The 18687-nt window shown below is 62.9% G+C and carries 17 protein-coding genes; 12 read left to right on the plus strand and 5 right to left on the minus strand.

All coding sequences use genetic code 11. The features are described 5' to 3' along the window. Positions 1-5: 5 nt before the first annotated feature. Positions 6-1700: an ATP-binding domain-containing protein gene (locus tag JMY24_RS25100; RefSeq protein ID WP_128596670.1), complete on the minus strand. Its 1695-nt coding sequence runs from the start codon at positions 1698-1700 to the stop codon at positions 6-8. A gap of 192 nt (positions 1701-1892) precedes the next feature. Between JMY24_RS25100 and JMY24_RS25105 the strand changes: the two genes are divergently transcribed. After that, positions 1893-2519, plus strand: a complete 627-nt coding sequence (locus JMY24_RS25105) for a glutathione S-transferase family protein (RefSeq protein WP_128596669.1) — start codon at positions 1893-1895, stop codon at positions 2517-2519. A 159-nt stretch (positions 2520-2678) separates the two neighbouring features. Then, positions 2679-3299: a Fur family transcriptional regulator gene (locus JMY24_RS25110; RefSeq protein WP_128596666.1), complete on the plus strand. Its 621-nt coding sequence runs from the start codon at positions 2679-2681 to the stop codon at positions 3297-3299. A gap of 61 nt (positions 3300-3360) precedes the next feature. Here the strand turns inward: JMY24_RS25110 and JMY24_RS25115 are convergent, their stop codons facing one another. Then, entirely contained in the window at positions 3361-3882 is a 522-nt protein-coding gene (locus JMY24_RS25115; RefSeq protein ID WP_128596665.1) for a response regulator, read from the minus strand. A gap of 334 nt (positions 3883-4216) precedes the next feature. Then, positions 4217-5035, minus strand: coding sequence for a TetR/AcrR family transcriptional regulator (locus JMY24_RS25120; protein WP_128596668.1), 819 nt, complete (start codon positions 5033-5035; stop codon positions 4217-4219). A gap of 74 nt (positions 5036-5109) precedes the next feature. On the opposite strand from JMY24_RS25120, the gene JMY24_RS25125 reads away from it, so the two are divergent. The 3 genes from JMY24_RS25125 (at position 5110) to JMY24_RS25135 (ending at position 9242) form a co-directional block, all read left to right on the plus strand. Continuing rightward, positions 5110-6708 carry an MDR family MFS transporter gene (locus JMY24_RS25125; RefSeq protein WP_236597501.1) on the plus strand — a complete coding sequence of 533 codons (1599 nt, stop codon included), beginning with the start codon at positions 5110-5112 and terminating at the stop codon, positions 6706-6708. 352 nt (positions 6709-7060) lie between these two features. Beyond that, positions 7061-8110, plus strand: coding sequence for a hypothetical protein (locus JMY24_RS25130; RefSeq protein WP_164853692.1), 1050 nt, complete (start codon positions 7061-7063; stop codon positions 8108-8110). Positions 8111-8168: 58 nt separating this feature from the next. Further along, the gene (locus tag JMY24_RS25135; RefSeq protein WP_128588279.1) at positions 8169-9242 is read left to right on the plus strand and encodes a TAXI family TRAP transporter solute-binding subunit; all 1074 of its coding nucleotides are present in this window, start codon (positions 8169-8171) and stop codon (positions 9240-9242) included. Between the two features lie 50 nt (positions 9243-9292). Here the strand turns inward: JMY24_RS25135 and JMY24_RS25140 are convergent, their stop codons facing one another. Continuing rightward, positions 9293-10735, minus strand: coding sequence for an aminotransferase-like domain-containing protein (locus JMY24_RS25140; protein ID WP_128596664.1), 1443 nt, complete (start codon positions 10733-10735; stop codon positions 9293-9295). A gap of 113 nt (positions 10736-10848) precedes the next feature. On the opposite strand from JMY24_RS25140, the gene JMY24_RS25145 reads away from it, so the two are divergent. The 7 genes from JMY24_RS25145 to JMY24_RS25175 all read left to right on the plus strand — a co-directional run bounded on the left by JMY24_RS25145 (position 10849) and on the right by JMY24_RS25175 (position 17977). Then, positions 10849-11736: a DMT family transporter gene (locus tag JMY24_RS25145; protein ID WP_201703123.1), complete on the plus strand. Its 888-nt coding sequence runs from the start codon at positions 10849-10851 to the stop codon at positions 11734-11736. Positions 11737-11863: 127 nt separating this feature from the next. Continuing rightward, positions 11864-12463 carry a GNAT family N-acetyltransferase gene (locus tag JMY24_RS25150; protein WP_193425269.1) on the plus strand — a complete coding sequence of 200 codons (600 nt, stop codon included), beginning with the start codon at positions 11864-11866 and terminating at the stop codon, positions 12461-12463. Positions 12464-12521: 58 nt separating this feature from the next. Continuing rightward, entirely contained in the window at positions 12522-13379 is an 858-nt protein-coding gene (locus JMY24_RS25155) for a MerR family transcriptional regulator (RefSeq protein WP_201703125.1), read from the plus strand. A 161-nt stretch (positions 13380-13540) separates the two neighbouring features. After that, the gene (locus JMY24_RS25160; RefSeq protein WP_128596662.1) at positions 13541-15136 is read left to right on the plus strand and encodes a flavin-containing monooxygenase; all 1596 of its coding nucleotides are present in this window, start codon (positions 13541-13543) and stop codon (positions 15134-15136) included. 50 nt (positions 15137-15186) lie between these two features. Continuing rightward, positions 15187-16098: an SDR family NAD(P)-dependent oxidoreductase gene (locus JMY24_RS25165; protein WP_201703127.1), complete on the plus strand. Its 912-nt coding sequence runs from the start codon at positions 15187-15189 to the stop codon at positions 16096-16098. 56 nt (positions 16099-16154) lie between these two features. Continuing rightward, positions 16155-17036, plus strand: a complete 882-nt coding sequence (locus JMY24_RS25170) for a metal-dependent hydrolase (RefSeq protein ID WP_128596661.1) — start codon at positions 16155-16157, stop codon at positions 17034-17036. Continuing rightward, complete coding sequence (locus tag JMY24_RS25175; protein WP_128596660.1) at positions 17033-17977, plus strand: alpha/beta fold hydrolase; 945 nt, start codon at positions 17033-17035, stop codon at positions 17975-17977. The genes JMY24_RS25170 and JMY24_RS25175 overlap by 4 nt, the downstream gene beginning before the upstream one ends. Here JMY24_RS25175 and JMY24_RS25180 read toward each other — a convergent pair. Next, complete coding sequence (locus JMY24_RS25180) at positions 17952-18506, minus strand: putative glycolipid-binding domain-containing protein (protein WP_128596659.1); 555 nt, start codon at positions 18504-18506, stop codon at positions 17952-17954. The genes JMY24_RS25175 and JMY24_RS25180 overlap by 26 nt on opposite strands. Between the last annotated feature and the right edge of the window lie 181 nt (positions 18507-18687).

Here is an 18687-nt window from a genome sequence, read left to right on the forward strand (position 1 = left end):
GCGCGTCACGCTTCGCGCGCTTCCTTGCTCTCCTTTCTCTCCTTGCCGTCGCGCAGATGCAGATGCTGGGCCGCGCGTTGCGAAGCGACGATGATGAGCTTCATCGTTGCCCGAGTGGCGCCGACGAACAGCTTGCGTGCGATACGTTCGTCGAATGCATCGAAGTCGACTTCAGTGAGAATGACGCAGGGCGCCGCCTGACCCTTGAAACGGTAGATCGATTCGAACAGAACGTCGCCGTCGCGATATTCTGGATTGCCAAATAGATCGTATTTTCCGGTGAAGCTGCGCAGCCGATGCGGGCCGAGATGATCTTGCGCGGTCATCGCGGAGCCTTCGCGTCCGCGAAACGACAGCACCGCAATGTCCTGCTTGCGAAAGCCGAGCGACAGAGCCTGCGTGATGGCGCGCTTGGTCGCTTCGATACTGCCCTCGGCGGCGTTCGCTTCGTCGTAGACGGACAGCGAAATGTCGGAGCCGTCGAACGGACTACCCGACGCCAGCGCCGACGCGACCGGCACCGCTGCGCCGACCACGTCGCGCACGTAATCGAGAATGTCGCGTGGGCTGCGATAGTTGGTGGTTTCTTTCAGCGTGGTCCAGCCGGGAAGCGCCACCGGTTCGCGCATGTACAGATTCTGCAGCGGATCTTCGAGCCACCACCACGCGCCGCCCGGGCGCAGCAGGCGTTCGAGTGCGGCGACCCACGGCTCCTGGAAATCCTGGCCTTCGTCGACGATCAGCACATCGAATTGCCAGCGCGCGTCGATCGGCGTTTCCGCAAACATCGCTTCGAGTTGATCGAACACCTGGCCTGACTCGAAATCGGGCTCGCGGCCCGCATCGCGCGCGATCCAGTCGCACAGTTGATGATAGTTGGCGACCTTCGCCTCGGGCGGCGCCACGCGCGCGATATGGTCGGCCAACGGCCGGTTGAAGCATACATATAACGGACGCTGGCCGCGCGCGACGGCGTCTTTCATTACCTGCACCGCCAGTTGCGTCTTGCCGGAGCCGGCCGTGCCGATCACGCGCAGGCGAAACGGCGAGAATTCGAGCCGCCGCGCCCATGTTGCAAGGCCGCCCGCGAGCCGCGTGACAAGCGTGCCCGCCTGGCCGACGAGAGCACTTGCGTCGGGGGTGAGTGCGAGTTCATCGGCGAGAAAGTGGTGGATTTTCGACGCGCACGGCAGGCGCGGTTCGTCGGCCGGCAACGCTTCGCGAATTACCGCGGAGAGCCGGTCGCGGCGCGTCGCGTCGACGATCCGGGCGGGATTCACGCCGGCAATCGCGGCGTCCTTCACGATATGGTCGGGGCAATACAGCAGTTCTTCGACGAAATAGGTGCCCGCGCCGAACGCGGCGGTAAAGCGCCGGTGCAACCCTTCGATGGTATGCGCGAGCGCGATTGCCACATTGCGCTCGGTCTGCAGATAAACCTTGACGAGCCCCTTCGGCGTTTCCCGCAGAAAGCCCGTCTTCTGTTCGACGATCATTACGCGCCCGGCCGGACTGACGATCACGAAATCGGCCTCTCCGAATACAGAAAAGTTCTGATTGAGCCGCGTCCAGTGCACGCCGTGATAGACCGTGTAATCGTCGGGGAGCGCCTGTTCCAGCAATGCGAGCGTTTCCCGCTCGCGCGACGCCGCGCCGGTGGCGGCGAGGCTCTTCCAGTCGTCGGGGACAATGCGGGCCATGCGGTGCCTCGTCGTATTTCGGTGCGCTCATTGTACGCAACGCATTGAGCGGCCGGCGCTGCGGTGTTTCGTTGCGAGGTGGCCGCATTCGCTGCGCGCGCATCCAAACGCATGCGCATCGTGTATCGTTACTGGTTGAACGCCGCGCGCGATGCACGGCTTGCCAACTGTCGACAAAAAAGGATTAACCGGATGATTACGATCTGGGGACGCACGAATTCAGTCAACGTGCAAAAAGTCTTGTGGTGCTGCGATGAACTGGTGCTGCCGTACGAGCGCATCGACGCGGGCATGCAATTCGGCCGCAATAACGAACCCGCGTACCTTTCAATGAACCCGACCGGCAAGATTCCTACGCTGGTCGACGACGACTTCGAACTGTGGGAATCGAACTCGATCCTGCGCTATCTGGCGCTGCAGTACGGCGCGGGCAGTCCGCTGTATCCCGCCGAACCGCGACTACGCGCGAGCATCGACCGCTGGCTGGACTGGTCGCTGTCCACGCTGCAACCGGCGGAGCGGCCGGTGTTCTGGACGCTCGTGCGCACGCCGCCCGAACAGCGCGACGCGGCCAGACTCGCCGACGACATCCGCAACGTCACCGCGCTGTGGCAGCTTCTCGACACGCATCTGCAAGGGCGCTTTTTCCTTGAAAGCGACAAGTTCACGCTGGCCGATATCGTGATCGGCGCGTATGCGAAACGCTGGTTCGGCCTGGACGGCGTGGAGCGTCCGCCGTTACCCAATCTGGAGCGCTGGTATTCGCGCATTGCGACGCGCCCGGGCTTCAAGAAATACGTCGACTTTCCGCTCACGTGAACTAGCGCGGCCAGGCGGTGCGCGATCCGCAGCACCGCGGAGCCGGCCGGTCGCCGTCGCCCGGCATAACCGCGCCCGTCGCGGCAACGCAAGCCGCCGCGGCGACGCAAGCCGCCGCGGCAACACGCGTTGGACCTGGTTGGCCTTTATAATCGACGCATGAAGAACGCCAAGCCCGCCGCCGCTAACGCCGCAAACTCAGCCAGTCCCGCGCACACGGAGAAACCCGCTGCTTCCGCGGACGCCCTTGCTCAGTCGCCGGGGCATATGCACGGCGACTCGCCGGAGGCCGCGCTGGCTCTTGCGGAAGAGTATTGCCGCGAACGCGGCGAGAAGCTCACGCCGATCCGCCGCAAAGTGCTCGAATTGCTGCTGAATTCGGGACGCGCCACCAAGGCGTATTCGCTGCTCGACGACATGCGCCAGATTCATCCCGGCTCTGCGCCGCCCACGGTTTATCGTGCGCTCGACTTTCTGCTGTCAGCAGGTCTTGTGCATCGGATCGAATCAATCAATGCATTCACGGTGTGCCACGATCTGACGCAATGCCAGCACGGCATTCTGGTGGTTTGCCAGCAGTGCGGCAACGTCACCGAACTGCATCAGCCGAAGCTGCGCCAGGCGCTCGTCGCGCAAATCGAAGACGCGGGTTACCGGATCGCAAGCGACGAAATCGAACTGAAGGGATTGTGTTCCGCCTGTCAGGCGGCTGAAGCGGCAGAGGCGGCCGCAGCGGCTGCGTCGAAGACGGGATCGACGGCGCCCGTCGCCGCTAAATAGCGGCAATGTGTTGTGGCTGCGGCGCAAAGCTTTTCACGCTTCGCGCCGCGCTGTGACCCGCTCAGCGAGCCCCGCGTGCACCTATGGCGTCGTGCAGCAGAGTCACGAGAGCTTCCGGTAACGCCGGTTTCGTCATGAAATGCTGGAAGCCTTCGCCGATACTTCGCAGACGATAGGCGTCGTCTGTATGCCCCGTGAGCGCCACCGCTACCGAAGGCGCGTGATCGCCGCGAATCTCGTGATCACGCAGCCGCTGGATCAGATAGAAGCCGTCCATGGCGGGCAGTTCGAGGTCGCAGACCACCGCATCCGGCAGCAGCCGGACGGCCGCTTCGACACCCTCTTCCGCATCCGCCACGGCAACGACGTTTGCCCCTTCCGCTTCCAGCAACAAGGTCAGCGATTCCCGGCTGTCCGGGTCGTCTTCTACGAGCACGATCGTGGCCTGATCGAGTCTCAATGCTCCGTTCATTTTCTGTTGTTGCTCTAAAAATCCGGTTAGGCCGTCAGGCTTGGCCAAGGTGTCGCCCTGCTGGCAGGGTTGCTTGCCGCCGATTTGCGCGGCCGCGATAGTGCTGTTCATGGTTCCGACTCGAATTCATGTGCCGAGTTGCAAAAAAGGCCCACGATTGTAGACATGGCCTCATGCAACGCGCGCACAGTAACGCGCCAAAATTGCACGCCAATGAAAAAACGGCTCCCGGCGTCCATCTCCACGGCGACCGGTGCCGACACCCGATTCGCCGCGGCGGCATGTGCATTGATTGCTGTGACTTGCCGCCGTGGCGTCTTTTCTTCATTCCTGCCGATTTCTTCTGCGACGCCGGCAGCCCCGTTGCGCGGCGATCGCATTTACCCCATGAGTAGCACGTTATGTGCCGCGCATCGCATGCCGTACAGGAGATGGTCCGCACCGGTTAGCCGGGTTTCTTCGGATTAATGCCCTGAACGAGAAGCGCCACCGCGTGGCGGGCGATCTCGTCGCCGCCAATCAGGCGACGTTTGGGATCGCGGCGCCATAGCTTCGACGTGGCGAGAGGCAGTAGCGTCAGCCCGAGCAGCGTGACGAACATCAGCGACGGCTCGAGCGCCGGGTTCAAACGCCCTTCCTTCTGCCATCGCTCGATGGTGGCAAGCGACGTCTTCTGATTTGCGTCCCCGGAACGCTCCTGCATGCGCTGACGCAGCAGGCCGCTATCGCTGATTACTTCGCGCACCCATAACGAGGGAAACCACGGCCGTTCGACCGCCGCCTGCACCATGCGCTCCGCGAGCTGCGTGATCGCCGCGACGGGATCGTCGGCATGCTCTTGGAACGGCACGCCGAGACTCGCGCGCAACGGGCCGAAGCGCTCGTCGATCAGCACGTCGAGCAGTTGGTCCCGCGTCTTGAAGTAGTAATGCATCATGGCCGGGGTGAAGCCCGCTTCGCGGGCAATCTCGCCGAGCGTCGTATCGACGATGCCTTGCCGCGCGAACAACACAAGCGCCGCGTCGAGCAGACGGTTGCGCTGCTCCGCTCCGCGCGCGGCGCCCGGCGGTCTGCCCGGCCGTCTTGAAGATGCGCCTTCTGACGCCGCTTTAACCGCAGCGGTTTTCGGCGAAGCGCCTTTTGCGGGGCCCGCGGCAACGGTCGCCGTCTGCCCCGCACTCTTGCGCGGCTTCGCCGCAGAAGTGCTGCCGGCGGAAGCCTTCGCGCCGCTCACCTTTTTATCAACTGACGGAATCCTTGCCATTGCACTCGTTTGACGGACGATAGAATGTCGCATATATTAATCTTCGAGTTAATTAATTTCAAGGCGCTAATGCCATGCAACAGCCCACGCAACAAGCCGCTCGACAACCCATGCTCACGCAGCCGCATCGACTGCTGAACGGCGGTCCGCATGCCGCTGTGTCGCGAGACAAGTCGGCGCCTCAGGAACAGTCGAGCGGACGCGCCGCCGATCACCCGCCGATTCGCCTGCTGTTCCCCGCGCTGTTGTTGGTAATGCTGCTCGCCGCCCTCGATCAGACGATAGTGTCGACCGCGCTGCCGACAATCGTCGGCGAACTGGGTGGACTCAATAATCTGTCCTGGGTCGTGACCGCTTACCTGCTCAGCTCGACGATCGTCGTGCCGCTTTACGGCAAATTCGGCGATCTGTTCGGCCGCAAGATCGTGCTGCAAACGGCGATCGTGCTCTTTCTCGTCGGCTCCGCGCTGTGCGGCATAGCGCAAGACATGACCCAGTTGATCGTGTTGCGCGCGTTGCAAGGGCTCGGCGGCGGCGGTCTGCTTGTCGTGACAATGGCCGCAATCGCCGACGTCATTCCGCCCGCGGAGCGCGGCCGCTATCAAGGCGTGTTCGGCGGCGTGTTCGGTCTCGCGACGGTAGTCGGTCCGCTGCTCGGCGGCTTTCTTGTCGAACACCTTACGTGGCGCTGGATTTTCTATATCAACCTGCCGCTTGGCATCGTCTCGCTCGCGGTGATCGGCGCGGTCTTCAAGCCGCATCTGCAGCACGTGAAGCACACCATCGACTATATGGGCGCTGCGTTTCTTGCTGGCGCGCTAACCTGCATCATTCTGTTCACGAGTCAGGGCGGCACGATCTTGCCGTGGTCGTCGCCGCAATTGTGGATCACGCTTGGCATGGGGCTCGTCGCGATCTGGGGTTTCATCCACGAAGAACGCAGCGCGGCTGAACCCATCATGCCGCTCGAACTTTTCAGGCAGCGCACGTTTTTGCTGAGTAGTCTGATCGGCTTCATCGTGGGCGTGTCGATGTTCGGCTCCGTCACGTTTTTGCCTCTCTATCTGCAGGTGGTCAAGGGCTCCACGCCGACACAAGCCGGCATGCAGATGCTGCCGATGATGGGCGGCCTCTTCATCATGTCGATGGTGACAGGTCGCCTGATCAGCAAAATTGGCCGTTATCGCATGTTCCCTATTGCGGGCACCTTGCTCGTGGCGATCGCCATGTTGCTGCTCGCACGCCTGCAGATCGACACACCGATTCATGTGATGTATCTCGACATGGGCGTGCTCGGTTGCGGTCTCGGCATGGTGATGCAGGTGCTCATTCTCGCCGTGCAGAACACCGTCGAGTTCAAGCATATGGGTGTGGCCACATCGGGCGCCACACTGTTTCGTTCGATCGGCGGGTCGATCGGTGTGGCCGCGTTCGGCGCCGTGTTCTCCAACGGCCTTGCCGCGCGGCTCGAAAAGCTGATCCCACCGGACACGGAATTGCCGCACGCACTCGGGCCCGCCGCGATCCGCCATTTGCCTGACGCATTGCGCGCCGACTATCTGCAAGCATTCGCCGGTGCGTTGCATACGGTGTATCTGTCCGCGGCGTGTGTCGTGCTCGTCGCATTCGTCCTCGCATGGCTGCTCAAGGACCATCCGTTGCGTCAGCATTGAAGCGTCGCACTTCGTCGGCGCCTCATGAAAATAGTGATTGCATACGCCCGAAATTCGTCTGCGAAATGCGCGCCCTACCACAAAAAGAATCGCGCGCGTTCGTCCTCACGGTGTGCACGATCATTCGTCCTACCTGGTAATGTGCGCTAGCGCACACAACATAGGGTCGATCGTCCATTGACGTCCGTCTCGAAACGCCACATATTGAAACGGACGGCACGCAAGCATCGCTCGCTTGCCTGCCCGGACTCTCTGGCGCATGTAGATCGTGATTTCCGCGGATACCCATACCGCTTCAACGCGATCGGGAGCATGCCGTAACGGCATTGTTTTCCTCAGTTGGAGCCATAGCATGTCCACTCAAACCTTAGCCGGCGATCGCTTTCCGACGCCCTGCAAACAATGTGGCGGTGCCCTCTACCGGCGAGTGGACCATTGCCCGTATTGCGGCTCGGTTCATCCGCTCGATGCCGACGCACGCGCACCTGCACGCAGCGCACTGCACGAGAGTCGAGCCAGCACGATGAGCATGTCGACGTTGCACGACGGCTTCGGCGCGCCGGCGCTCAACGAGCCCGACTTCCCCGGCGGCGCGCTGCATGCCGGCCTCAATCTCGCTCCGGCAGGCGCGCTTCAGGCGTCGTCTTCGTCGCTACTCTCGCCAGACACGCCGCTGCTGCCCGTCGCCGATCCTGCCGAACTCACGCATCACGCGGGTCTGCGCGTGCGCCACGCGCTGCTCGCGAGCGCGACCATTGTCGCCGCGGGCCTGGCGTATGTCGGCTATGCGCTATTCAACGACAGCCGCGACTTGCATTACAGCAAGGGCGAGCAATCCGCAGAGACCGCTCACGACGCCAGAACGACAACGGGTACCATCGCGCGATATTCGCCTGATCAGGCAGCCGACTCGCGCCTCGCGGCAATGCCCGGCAAATCCACCAGCACGGACGGCGTGCGAAACACCGTACAGGCAATACCGGCCACTGTACCGATAGCGGTGGTTTCAGCGAAACCGGCCACACCGCAATTCCGCGACGGCGCGCAAGCCGTGCGGGCGGCTCGCGCCGCGTTGCACGCCAACGATCTGAGCGCGGCGCAAGCGGCGCTCGGCGCAGTGCAATCGCTGCAACCCGATAGCAGCGAAGCGCAAAGTCTCGCCGCCGAATTGAAGCCTTTGACCGCGCGCCGCGACGCCGCGTTGCTGGCGGCGCAGATGTGTGCCGATCACCAAACATGGCCGTGTGCACGGGAGCATGCGAATGAGGCTCTCGCGCTAGACACCGGCAACGACGCGGCAAAGACGATCCTCGAGCGGGTGATTCGGGAAACCGGCTGGGCGCCGCTCAATTCACAGACAACGACCACCGCGAAGCTGCTGCGGCAGCCCCCCGTCCAATAGTTCGGATACCGAATCTAACGGCCGAAAACTTGCCAACCTGACCCGATAGGTGCAGACCATGCTAAAGAGACTCCTGACGGGATGGCTGGGAGCGATGCTGCTGATCACGTCTTCGCTGCTGAGTGCCGAACCCGCGCACTACAAGATCGTCACGGGCCCGGAACGCGGCACGTACATTCAGATCGGTCAGGACCTGTCGAAATGGGTCGCTCAGCCGGCAGGCATCGATCTCACGGTGGTCGCGTCGAAGGGTTCTGCCGAGAACGTGCAGCGCATGCGCTTCGAGCCGGGAGTGAAACTCGCGCTGGTGCAGTCCGACGTGTATCAGGCCTACGTCGACATGGCCAACTCGGGCAATCCCGACGCGGGTACGGCGATCCGCCCTCTGCGGCTCATCATGCCGCTCTACGACGAAGAGATTAACGTCGTGGTGCGCGCGGATTCGCCGCTCAAAAGTTTAGGCGACATCAGGGACAAGACCATCAGCGTCGGTCTGCTCGGCAGCGGGACCGCACAATCGGCGACTACCCTGTATCGCCTGATGTTCGGTCAGGCCATTCCCGAACAGAACATCCAGCACCTGAGCAACGAAGATGCACTTGCCGCATTGATCGTCAAGAAAGTGGACGTCGCGATCATCGTGGTCGGCCAGCCGGCAAAACTGTTCAACGATATGAACCCGGAACTGCTACAGCAGATCCGTCTGCTGAAAGCGGAGCCCACGGCACCCGAAACCGTTCGCGCGAAGCAGACTTATTTCCCCGCCACGATCCGTGCAAGCAGCTATCCAAACTGGCTGAAAGAAGACGTGCCGACGCTGACGGTCAAGGCCTTCCTCGTCACCTATGACTATGGTCTGCGCGACACCGTCGGCAACCTGAATCATTTCGCCGACTCGCTATGCGCGAACTTCGACAATCTGCAGGAGCATGGGCATCCCAAATGGAAGCAGGTCAAGCTGGAATTGCCCAGCCTCGTGCGCGGCTGGAAATATTACCCGCCGGTCGAGAAGCATTTACGCGCGTGTGTTGCGAACCGGAGCGCAGGTATCAACGCGGCCCCGGCTCAGGTCGCGGAAAAGCCGCGCACCAATTGCACGAATCAGGAGCGCCTGCTTCTGCTGTGCAAGTAAATGCATGCGAGTGCGGAGCGCTAACGCATATGTGAGTGCTCCTCCCGCGATCACGCCCGCTTGCGCTCGCCGGATGCGGCAGCGCTTTCCATTGCGCGCTGCAAGGCCTCGTACACTTTCGGCCGGTTGCATTGCGACACGTTAAAACGAAGGTAACCCGCCGCCGACTGCGAGACGCTGAATACATTGCCCGGCGCGAACACGACATCTGCGCCTAGCGCATGGCGTGCGATATCGGCGGCATCGAGCGAGTCGGGCAAACGCGCCCACACGAACATGCCGGCACGCGGCTGCGTCCATACATCGAGACCCGCGTAGCCCAGGCGGCGCATGGTCTCGCCCATTGCGTCCGCGAGCTTCGCGCGCATCGACTCGAGATGACGCCGGTAAGTACCGTCCACCAGCAACCGATGCACGACGCTCGCCGTGAGTTGCCCATTGCCGAACGACGTGGCAAGTTTCAGGTCGATCAGCGGCTCGATCCATTCGGCGCGCGCGGCGATATAGCCGCAACGCGCCGCCGCGGAAAGCGTCTTCGAAAAGCTGCCGATGGACACCACGCGCGTGAGCCCGTCGAAGGCGGCAAGACGTGGCGCGGCTTCGTCTTCGAAGTCCGCGAAGATATCGTCCTCGACAACGATCAGATCGTGTTCGCCGGCGAGCTTAAGCAGCCGATGCGCGACCGCCGGCGCGAGCGTCGCGCCGGTGGGGTTATGAATCGCCGAATTGGTCACATAAAGCCGCGGACGATGCTCGATCAGCGCCCGCTCGAAGGTCGCGAGGTCCGGGCCCGACGGCGTATAAGGCACGCCGACGATACGCGCGCGATGCGCCCGCAACAGCGCCTGGAAGTTGAAATAGCACGGGTCGTCGATCAGAACCGTGTCCCCCGGTTCGAGCAGAAAGCGGCACACGAGGTCGAGCGCATGCGTGCCGCCGTCGGTCAGGACGATCTGTTCAGGCGGCGCTTCCACGCCATGCTGCGCGAGGCGCCAGGCAAGCTGCTGACGCAGCGCGGGCAAGCCATACGGGTTCGCATAATCGGCGAGCGGCGACTGCGGATCGCGCGCTATGGCCCGCAACGCGCGACGCACGCCGTCCTCGGGCAGCCAGGAGGCCGGCATCCAGCCGCAACCCGGCTTCAGCACCTTGGAGCCAGGCTGCAGCGACTGGCGCGTGAGCCACAGCGGATCCACCTCACGATCGAGACGCGGCCCGAGATCGGCGAGCGCGAGCGGCGGTGCATGGCCTGAAACGAAAAATCCCGAGCCGCGCCGGGCCACGATCGCGCCTTCTGCAACGAGCCGGTCATACGCCTCCACGACCGTCGACTTCGACACACCGAGCGCTTCGGTCATGACGCGGATCGACGGCACTCGGGAGCCCGGCATCAGCGAGCGGCTTGCAATGCGTTCGCGCAGATTGTTCATGACGATGCCTACACGCGTGCCTTGCGGTTTCTCAATACCTTGCGTCTGCCCACCTTGCTCCATCTGTACTGCTCCTTCGTCGATACAGTTTGCATGAATTGTACTGATCCGTAGCTTAACCTTTTCGCGCTGGAAGCGGATGCTATACGCTTCATTCCAATACGCGTGGACTTTCGATGGACAAGACAACGAACGGCTGGCTGAGCGGGCTCATAGGCGTGTTGATTTTCAGCGGCTCGCTGCCCGCCACTCGCATCGCCGTGCAAGGGCTCGATCCCGTGTTCCTGACGGTGGCACGCGCGACCATCGCGGGCACGCTCGGTCTGTTGCTGCTGCTCGTATTCCGCGAAGCGCGTCCGGCGCGGCGCGACATTGTTCCGCTCGTAATCGTCGCGCTCGGCGTGGTGGTCGGTTTTCCGCTCTTGACCGCGCTTGCGCTGCGCCATGTCAGTTCCGCGCACGCGATCGTGTTCGTCGGGCTGCTGCCGCTTGCCACCGCGATCTTCGGCGTGCTGCGCGGCGGCGAGCGTCCGCAAGCGGCCTTCTGGTTCTTCTCGGCGCTCGGCAGCGGCGCGGTGGTCGCGTTCGCGATGCGCCACGGTCTCGACGCGTCTCCGGTGGGCGACGCGCTGATGCTCGCCGCGATCGTCGTCTGCGGGCTGGGTTATGCAGAAGGCGCGCGGCTGTCGCGGCATCTCGGCGGCTGGCAGGTTATTTCGTGGGCGCTGGTGTTGTCGCTTCCGCTGATGCTGCCGCTCGCATGGTGGACCCGCCCGGCTTCGTTCGAGGGCGTCAGCCACGCGGCGCTTTGGGGTCTCGCCTATGTGTCGCTGTTCAGCATGCTGATCGGCTTCGTATTCTGGTACCGCGGACTCGCGCTTGGCGGCATCGCGGGAGTCGGACAGTTGCAATTGCTGCAGCCGTTTTTCGGACTGGTGCTTGCGGGGTTGTTGCTGCACGAACAGGTTCCGCCCTCGATGATCGCCGTCACCGTCGCGGTGGTGGCGTGCGTGGCCGGCGCCCGGCGCTTCTCCAGGGCGACGCCCGCGCGCCGCGCGGCCTGAACCCGCGTTGCGTCTTCACGCAACGATTTTTGACGGGCTTCAAATTTGCGCGCGCGGCGGGCATAGTCAAACGTATCCTCAGAAGAAGAGACACGACAGGCCCGACCCGGCCGCACCAGGACCACGTATGAGCACAGCCCGCCCCGCATCCGGCGCCTCGGACGCAACCGCTGCAACCGCCGCGTCGCCCGACAGCGACCCGCTTATCTGCGACGCAACCGAAGCCGACCTGCCCTCCATCCAGGCCATTTACGCGCACCATGTGTTGACCGGCGTCGCGTCGTTCGAAGAAGTGCCGCCTTCCGTCGACGATCTGCGCATGCGGCTCGCGTCGGTGCGCAGCCATGGACTGCCGTACATGGTTGCCGAGATCGGCGGCGAGGTCGCGGGCTACTGCTATGCGACGCCGTACCGCCCTCGCGCCGCGTACAGGAACACCATCGAAGATTCGATCTACGTGAGCGACGCCTTTCGCGGACGAGGCCTCGGCCGCGTGCTGCTACAAGCGCTGATCGAGCGATGCGAAACCGGGCCGTGGCGCCAGATGGTCGCCGTGATCGCGGACGGCGGCAGCGGCGGATCACTGTCGCTGCATAAGCAGTTGGGTTTCGAGTTGACCGGCACATTGAAGGCAGTCGGTTTCAAACATGGCCGATGGCTCGACACCACGCTGATGCAACGGACCCTGGGTGCGGGTGCTTCTACGCCGCCGGACCGCGGACTCTGACGCCGCAACCCGAGCGTCGTACTGGTCCGCCTCCATACAGCGGGGTAAAATTCCGGGCATGCCTAACACGCCGCCCGCCACGCCGCCCTCCACCTCGCCGTCATCCTCGCCCGGCGCCTCGGACATGTCCGCAGGCGCCGCGCCGCGCAACGAGTACACCGTCGACGAACTCGCGCGTGTGAGCGACACCACGGTGCGAAACGTGCGGGCGTATCAGGACCGCGGCCTTCTCGCGCCACCGGAAAAACGCGGCCGGGTGGGCGTGTATGACGACACGCACGTGTCGCGTCTGAAGCTGATCAATCATCTGCTTTCTCGCGGGTACACGCTCGCGAACATCCAGGATCTGATCAAGGCCGTGGACGAAGGCCACGATCTTCGCTCCATTCTGGGCCTCGAAACCGCGATTGGCGGGCGCTGGTCGCGCGAACATCCAAAGAAGTATTCGTTGGTCGAACTGCTGCAAATGTTCGGTGACAAAGCTTCTCCGAGCGCCCTCGCGAAAGCGGTCGATCTCGGCCTGCTGGAACGCGACGGCCTGTCGTTCGTGTCGGGCAGCCCCACTGCTCTCGCCGCCGGCGCCGCGCTCGCGAAAGAAGGCATTCCGCTTGCCGATCTGCTCGACGCCGTCGGCGTCGCGCGGCCGCATTTCAGCGCAATCGCCAACGCGCTAGTCGATCTGGTAGTCCGCCAACTGGACCGCTACGATCCCGATGCGCTACCGCCGCCCGCCGACGTGCCGGCCCTCGTGGAGGCGATCTGGCGCGTGCGGCCTCTCGCTATGGTGCTCGTCGAAAGCGAGATGAATCGTGCGCTAGAAGAGGCCTCCGGCGACTATCTCGGCGATCGCGTCGCGGCCATCATGGAAAAGAAGCTGGCCCGCTCCGCCGGCAAAACGAAGCGGCCGAAGAAATAGTCCGATGCGCCGGTCGGCGCGTCACTGACAATCGCGTGAGCCCCCGCGCTCCTCACCCCTAGAGTTTGGCGTCTAGACGTCCTCTTGCGTCGTCCGTTTTTACGCCCTATGGTTACATCAATCAATGTAACAGTTAAGAGCGTAATAAGGAGGCGATCCGGATGAACGCACGCATGCCACACGACGCCGCCGACCACGGCGCAATCGCGCCTATCGAGACGGACATCGCCATTATCGGGACCGGTTTTGCAGGACTGGGCATGGCGATTCGCTTGCGGCAATCCGGCTTCACCGATTTCATCGTCGCGGAAAAAGCCGATTCGGTCGGCGGCACATGGCGCGACAACCACTACCCGGGTTGCGCGTGCGACGTGCAATCGCACGTTTATTCGTTTTCGTTCGCACCGAATCCGCGCTGGAGCCGCATGTTCGCGCGTCAGCCGGAAATCCGCGCATATCTCGAGGAATGCGCGCGACGCTTCGGCGTCGCGCGGCATCTCCGTTTTGGTCATGAACTCGTGAGCGCGGTCTACGGCGACACGCGCCACCGCTGGCACCTGCGCTTCGCCAACGGACAACAGTGGTCGGCGCGCGTACTGATCCCGGCGATGGGCGGCCTCTCGCGCGCGTCGATACCCGACATTCCCGGCATCGAACGATTCAAGGGCAACGCGTTTCACTCGCAGCATTGGGATCATGCGTATCCGCTCGAAGGCAAACGCGTGGCCGTGATCGGCACCGGCGCGAGCGCGATCCAGTTCGTGCCGCAAATCGCCTCTCGCGTCGCGCATCTCGATTTATTCCAGCGTACGCCGCCGTGGATCATGCCGAAGGCCGACCGCGCGGTGCGACCGTTCGAGCAGTGGCTATTCAGACACGTGCCAGTCACGCAAAAGATCATGCGTTCGGCGCTCTACTGCATGCTCGAATCGCGCGCGCTCGGCTTCGCGATTCATCCCTCGCTAATGAAGACCGCGCAGAAAGTCGCCGAGCGGCATTTACGCCGGCAGGTGCGCGATCCGCAATTACGCGCGACGCTCACGCCGAATTACACAATGGGCTGCAAGCGCATTCTGATCTCGAACGACTACTTCCCCGCCCTGTCGCGTGCGAACGTAACGGTGACCGCGAGCGCTATCGAGCGCATCGACGAAGACGCGGTGATCACGAGCGACGGCGCGCGTCATCCGGTCGACTGCCTAATCTTCGGCACCGGCTTCCAGGTCGCCGATCCTTTCCCGCAAGGCGTGGTGCGCGGACGCGACGGCGTCGACATCGTCGATACATGGCGCGACGGCGCACATGCATACCTCGGTACGGCATTGCCTGGTTATCCAAACTTTTTCATGATCGTGGGTCCGAACACGGGACTTGGCCACAACTCGATGGTGTTCATGATCGAGTCGCAAGTCGAGTACATCTTGCGCGCGCTGAAGACCATGCGCAGCGAGCGTGCCGAGGCGATCGATGTTCGCCCGCAGGTGGAGCGCGCATACAACGAAAAGATCCAGCACAAACTTGGCCGCGCAATCTGGTCGACGGGCGGATGCAAGAGTTGGTATCTCGATCCGAAAACAGGCAGGAATACCACGCTGTGGCCGGGGTTCGCGTACAAATTCCGCCAGGCCACCAGCACCTTCAGCATGGACGATTACTTCGCTTTTACGTCCGCGCCAGAGACACCAGCCACACATACGGCCTCGCCGCATAGCGTGCACGGTAGCGCGGAGGCTTCCGCGTCGGCTGAAGCAAGCTGAAAACACACATAACGACAACGCACCTTCAGAGAGGACGGGAGATAAAACCAATGAAGCATTTCAACGACAAGGTCGCCGCGATAACAGGCGCGGGCTCCGGCATGGGCCGCTCGCTCGCGATCCGGCTCGCGCGAGAAGGCTGCCACCTGGCCCTCGCCGACCGCAACGCGACGAGCCTCGAGGAGACCGCTCGCCTTGCGCAGGCCGCCGCGCCGCATATCGTCGGCGCGCCGCTGCTGATCACCACCGCTGTGTTCGATGTCTCGGACCGAACCGCAATGTTCGCGTGGGCTGCGGAAACCGTCGAGCAGCATCGGCGCGTGAACCTCGTGTTCAACAACGCGGGCGTCGCGCTCTCGAGTACGATTGAAGGCATGGAATACGCGGATCTGGAGTGGATCGTCGGCATCAACTTCTGGGGCGTCGTGCATGGCACCAAAGCGTTTCTGCCGCATTTGAAGGCGTCGGGCGAAGGCCATATCGTCAACACGTCGAGTGTGTTCGGCCTTTTCGCCCAGCCTGGCATGAGCGGCTACAACGCGACGAAGTTCGCGGTCCGCGGCTTCACCGAGGCACTGCGCCAGGAACTCGACCTGATGAAATGCGGCGTCTCGGCTACGTGCGTGCATCCGGGCGGCATCCGTACAAGCATCGCGCAGTCGAGCCGCATTGCGCCGAACATGGTCGGCTTCATGCTGGAGAACGAGCAGCAAGGCAAGGACGATTTCGAGAAGTTCTTCATCACCACCGCCGACGAAGCCGCCCGTGTGATTCTCGACGGTGTGCGCAGGAACAAGCGGCGCGTGCTGATCGGCCGCGATGCGCGGGCCGCCGACTGGCTCGCGCGCACGCTGCCCGCCGCTTACCAGGCACTTGTCGTGCTGCAAACGCGGCGCATGAAGCGCATCGCGGAGAAACGCGCCCGGCGCGCGGCGCAGCTTGCCGGCGGCAGGCGCGCTTGATGTACGGCGCCTGACAGTACCATCCAGACGCTCAAAGAATTACGAGGAGAAAGGCCATGATGCCCATTCGCCGCGACTTACGCTTCAACCTCCCGCAGGACCGCGCATGCGACTGGCACGCGCAAGGCTCGCATGTGACACACTTCTTCAACGCGCTTTCGCTGCTCTTTCCCGCTGGCGAGCGCTTTTTCATGGACAGCGTGCGCAACTATCGCGATCAGATCGACGACCCAGTGCTGAAAAAGCAGGTACTCGGCTTTATCGGCCAGGAAGCAATGCACACGCGCGAGCACGTCGAATACAACGATCTGCTGGAACAAGCCGGCTTGCCTGCGCACAAGCTCGACAAACAGCTGTGGGCGATTCTCAACCTCGGTCGCAAGGTGCTGCCGCATTCGTATCAATTGGCCGTTACCGTGTGCCTCGAACATTACACGGCCATGCTTGCGGGCCTGCTGCTCGAAGACGCGTCGCGCATCGGAGGGTCCGTCGACGGTTATGCGCAAATGTGGACGTGGCACGCGCTCGAAGAAACCGAGCACAAAGCCGTTTCCTACGACGTGTGGAATACGGTACTCAAGCCTGGACTCGGGCGTTATCTGCTACGTACAGGCGTCATGCTCGCCACCACCATCACTTTCTGGCTGATCGTGTTCGACTTCCATGTACGCCTCCTGATTGCAGACCGCAAACGCGGCGGTCATCTGCGCGGCATGTGGCGCGTCGTGAAATACCTTTACGGCCCGCGTCATGGCGTCTTTCCACGTATTGCCGCTGAATGGCTGAGCTTTTTCCGGCCCGGCTTTCATCCGTGGGATCACGACAATCGCGCGCAACTGGCGCGTATCGATAGTCTCGTAGCGGCGGTCGACGCCTCCAACGCGGCCGCACCGGATTCGCGTAGAGCAGCACGGCGCGGCGTGCAGGCGGCTGCGTGATACGCGACACGTTGCTGGTGGATGCCGGCGACGTGCGGCTCGCGGCCTACGTGAGCGGCCCGCGTGACGCGCCCCTGATCGTGCTGGTTCACGGTTATCCCGACTCGGCCGCGGTATGGGAGCCCGTTCGCGCGCAACTCGACTCGCGCTACCGCGTCATTAGCTACGACGTGCGCGGCGCCGGCGCATCGGAGGCGCCGGCCACACGCGACGGATACCGTATCGAACGACTCGCCGCCGATCTCTGCGCAGTCGCGAATGCCGCCTGCGGCCAGCAGCCCTTTCATCTGGTCGGCCACGACTGGGGTTCCATTCAAAGCTGGGAAGCAGTAACCGACCCGCAATTCAAAGGCCGCATTAGGTCATTTACCTCTATATCCGGCCCGTGCCTCGATCACGCGTCGGTCGGGTTGCGCGGCGGGCATGACGCTCACGACAAACATAGGATGACGAAGCGATCGTCGCGCGTCGGTATTCGTCAAATGCTCAGATCCTGGTACATCTTCTTTTTTCATCTGCCGTGGCTGCCGGAACTCGTGTGGCGCATGGGCGGAGCGCGCAGGTGGCCGCTGTGGCTGCGAGTGACCGAACGCGTTGACGCGTCGCGTGACCCCATGCAGATGCGCAACGCGATCAACGGCCTGAACCTTTACCGCGCGAATGTCATCGACAAACTCTTGCATCCGCGCGCACGCCACGCGCATGCGCCCGTTCAGTTCATCGTGCCGTTGCACGACCGCTATGTCGGGCCGGAATTATCGGTAGGTCAGGAAAGTTGGCTGGGACCCTATGACCGCGTCGAACTCGACGCAGGTCATTGGGTCGCGCTGCGAGAGCCGCAACTAGTTGCTGCAAATATCGAACGCTTTGTCGCGCGGCATCTGACCGGGCCGGGTGGCTCGGTCACGTCCTCGTTCAACGCTCGCGCGGCAGGCGAGTGAATAGCGTGGGATAGTCGATTACAAGGCCATCATTGTCAACTTTCATGTTCGCCGTGAAGTCGCGGAAGATGCCTTCATAGCGGTACTCGAGGTTCAACTCGACACACGAATACGCCTGCTCGACGCGCGTCACCTGCAAGTCCGGTGTAGATATGTACGCGACCTGGATAGGCCGACGCTCCCCTTGCGTGAGTTGTAGCCGGCGAATCGGCAACGTGTTGGTAAACGGCGTGGCGGCAATGTCGATGTCAATGCATCCTTCAATCGCGCTCAACAGCAGGCCGTGCCCATCGCGCCAATTGCCCTCGCCGTCGCCGTGCAATTCAAGTTCTCCTCCGGCCACGATCTTCAGCCATGCGTAACGCGTGCGCCATTGCGCGTCACAGCGCACTTTGTAGTGCAACCCGTAGGCCTTGCCGTAGCGCTGCCCGACCACGACGCTTTCTACTTCAAAGCCGTCGTCGCGTGCGTCGAACGACAGGTGTTCGACTCCGTCGCCCTCTTGCGATGCCCACCGTAGTTCCCGCATCAGATCGCCTCCGTATGATGAAACGCGCGGCAAGCGCGCCGCGCTTCATATCGTAGCGCGAACGCCGGACAATCGGCGATACGTCGTCCTACCGCCACGTCGTGCGAAGGCTCTGCAAATAGCCACTATCAACGCGCGACCATGCACGCAGCCGCGCCAGTGCCCTATGCTCGCGTTTCGC

It is taken from the genome of Paraburkholderia kirstenboschensis, assembly GCF_904848585.1.
GTDB classification, from domain to species: Bacteria; Pseudomonadota; Gammaproteobacteria; order Burkholderiales; family Burkholderiaceae; genus Paraburkholderia; species Paraburkholderia kirstenboschensis.

Excerpts from the sequence above, each read along its gene's own strand:
- JMY24_RS25100 (WP_128596670.1), bottom strand. The coding sequence starts at position 1,700 with ATGGCCCGCATTGTCCCCGACGACTGGAAGAGCCTCGCCGCCACCGGC.
- JMY24_RS25105 (WP_128596669.1), top strand. The coding sequence starts at position 1,893 with ATGATTACGATCTGGGGACGCACGAATTCAGTCAACGTGCAAAAAGTC.
- JMY24_RS25110 (WP_128596666.1), top strand. The coding sequence starts at position 2,679 with ATGAAGAACGCCAAGCCCGCCGCCGCTAACGCCGCAAACTCAGCCAGT.
- JMY24_RS25115 (WP_128596665.1), bottom strand. The coding sequence starts at position 3,882 with ATGAACAGCACTATCGCGGCCGCGCAAATCGGCGGCAAGCAACCCTGC.
- JMY24_RS25120 (WP_128596668.1), bottom strand. The coding sequence starts at position 5,035 with ATGGCAAGGATTCCGTCAGTTGATAAAAAGGTGAGCGGCGCGAAGGCT.
- JMY24_RS25125 (WP_236597501.1), top strand. The coding sequence starts at position 5,110 with ATGCAACAGCCCACGCAACAAGCCGCTCGACAACCCATGCTCACGCAG.
- JMY24_RS25130 (WP_164853692.1), top strand. The coding sequence starts at position 7,061 with ATGTCCACTCAAACCTTAGCCGGCGATCGCTTTCCGACGCCCTGCAAA.
- JMY24_RS25135 (WP_128588279.1), top strand. The coding sequence starts at position 8,169 with ATGCTAAAGAGACTCCTGACGGGATGGCTGGGAGCGATGCTGCTGATC.
- JMY24_RS25140 (WP_128596664.1), bottom strand. The coding sequence starts at position 10,735 with ATGGAGCAAGGTGGGCAGACGCAAGGTATTGAGAAACCGCAAGGCACG.
- JMY24_RS25145 (WP_201703123.1), top strand. The coding sequence starts at position 10,849 with ATGGACAAGACAACGAACGGCTGGCTGAGCGGGCTCATAGGCGTGTTG.
- JMY24_RS25150 (WP_193425269.1), top strand. The coding sequence starts at position 11,864 with ATGAGCACAGCCCGCCCCGCATCCGGCGCCTCGGACGCAACCGCTGCA.
- JMY24_RS25155 (WP_201703125.1), top strand. The coding sequence starts at position 12,522 with ATGCCTAACACGCCGCCCGCCACGCCGCCCTCCACCTCGCCGTCATCC.
- JMY24_RS25160 (WP_128596662.1), top strand. The coding sequence starts at position 13,541 with ATGAACGCACGCATGCCACACGACGCCGCCGACCACGGCGCAATCGCG.
- JMY24_RS25165 (WP_201703127.1), top strand. The coding sequence starts at position 15,187 with ATGAAGCATTTCAACGACAAGGTCGCCGCGATAACAGGCGCGGGCTCC.
- JMY24_RS25170 (WP_128596661.1), top strand. The coding sequence starts at position 16,155 with ATGATGCCCATTCGCCGCGACTTACGCTTCAACCTCCCGCAGGACCGC.
- JMY24_RS25180 (WP_128596659.1), bottom strand. The coding sequence starts at position 18,506 with ATGCGGGAACTACGGTGGGCATCGCAAGAGGGCGACGGAGTCGAACAC.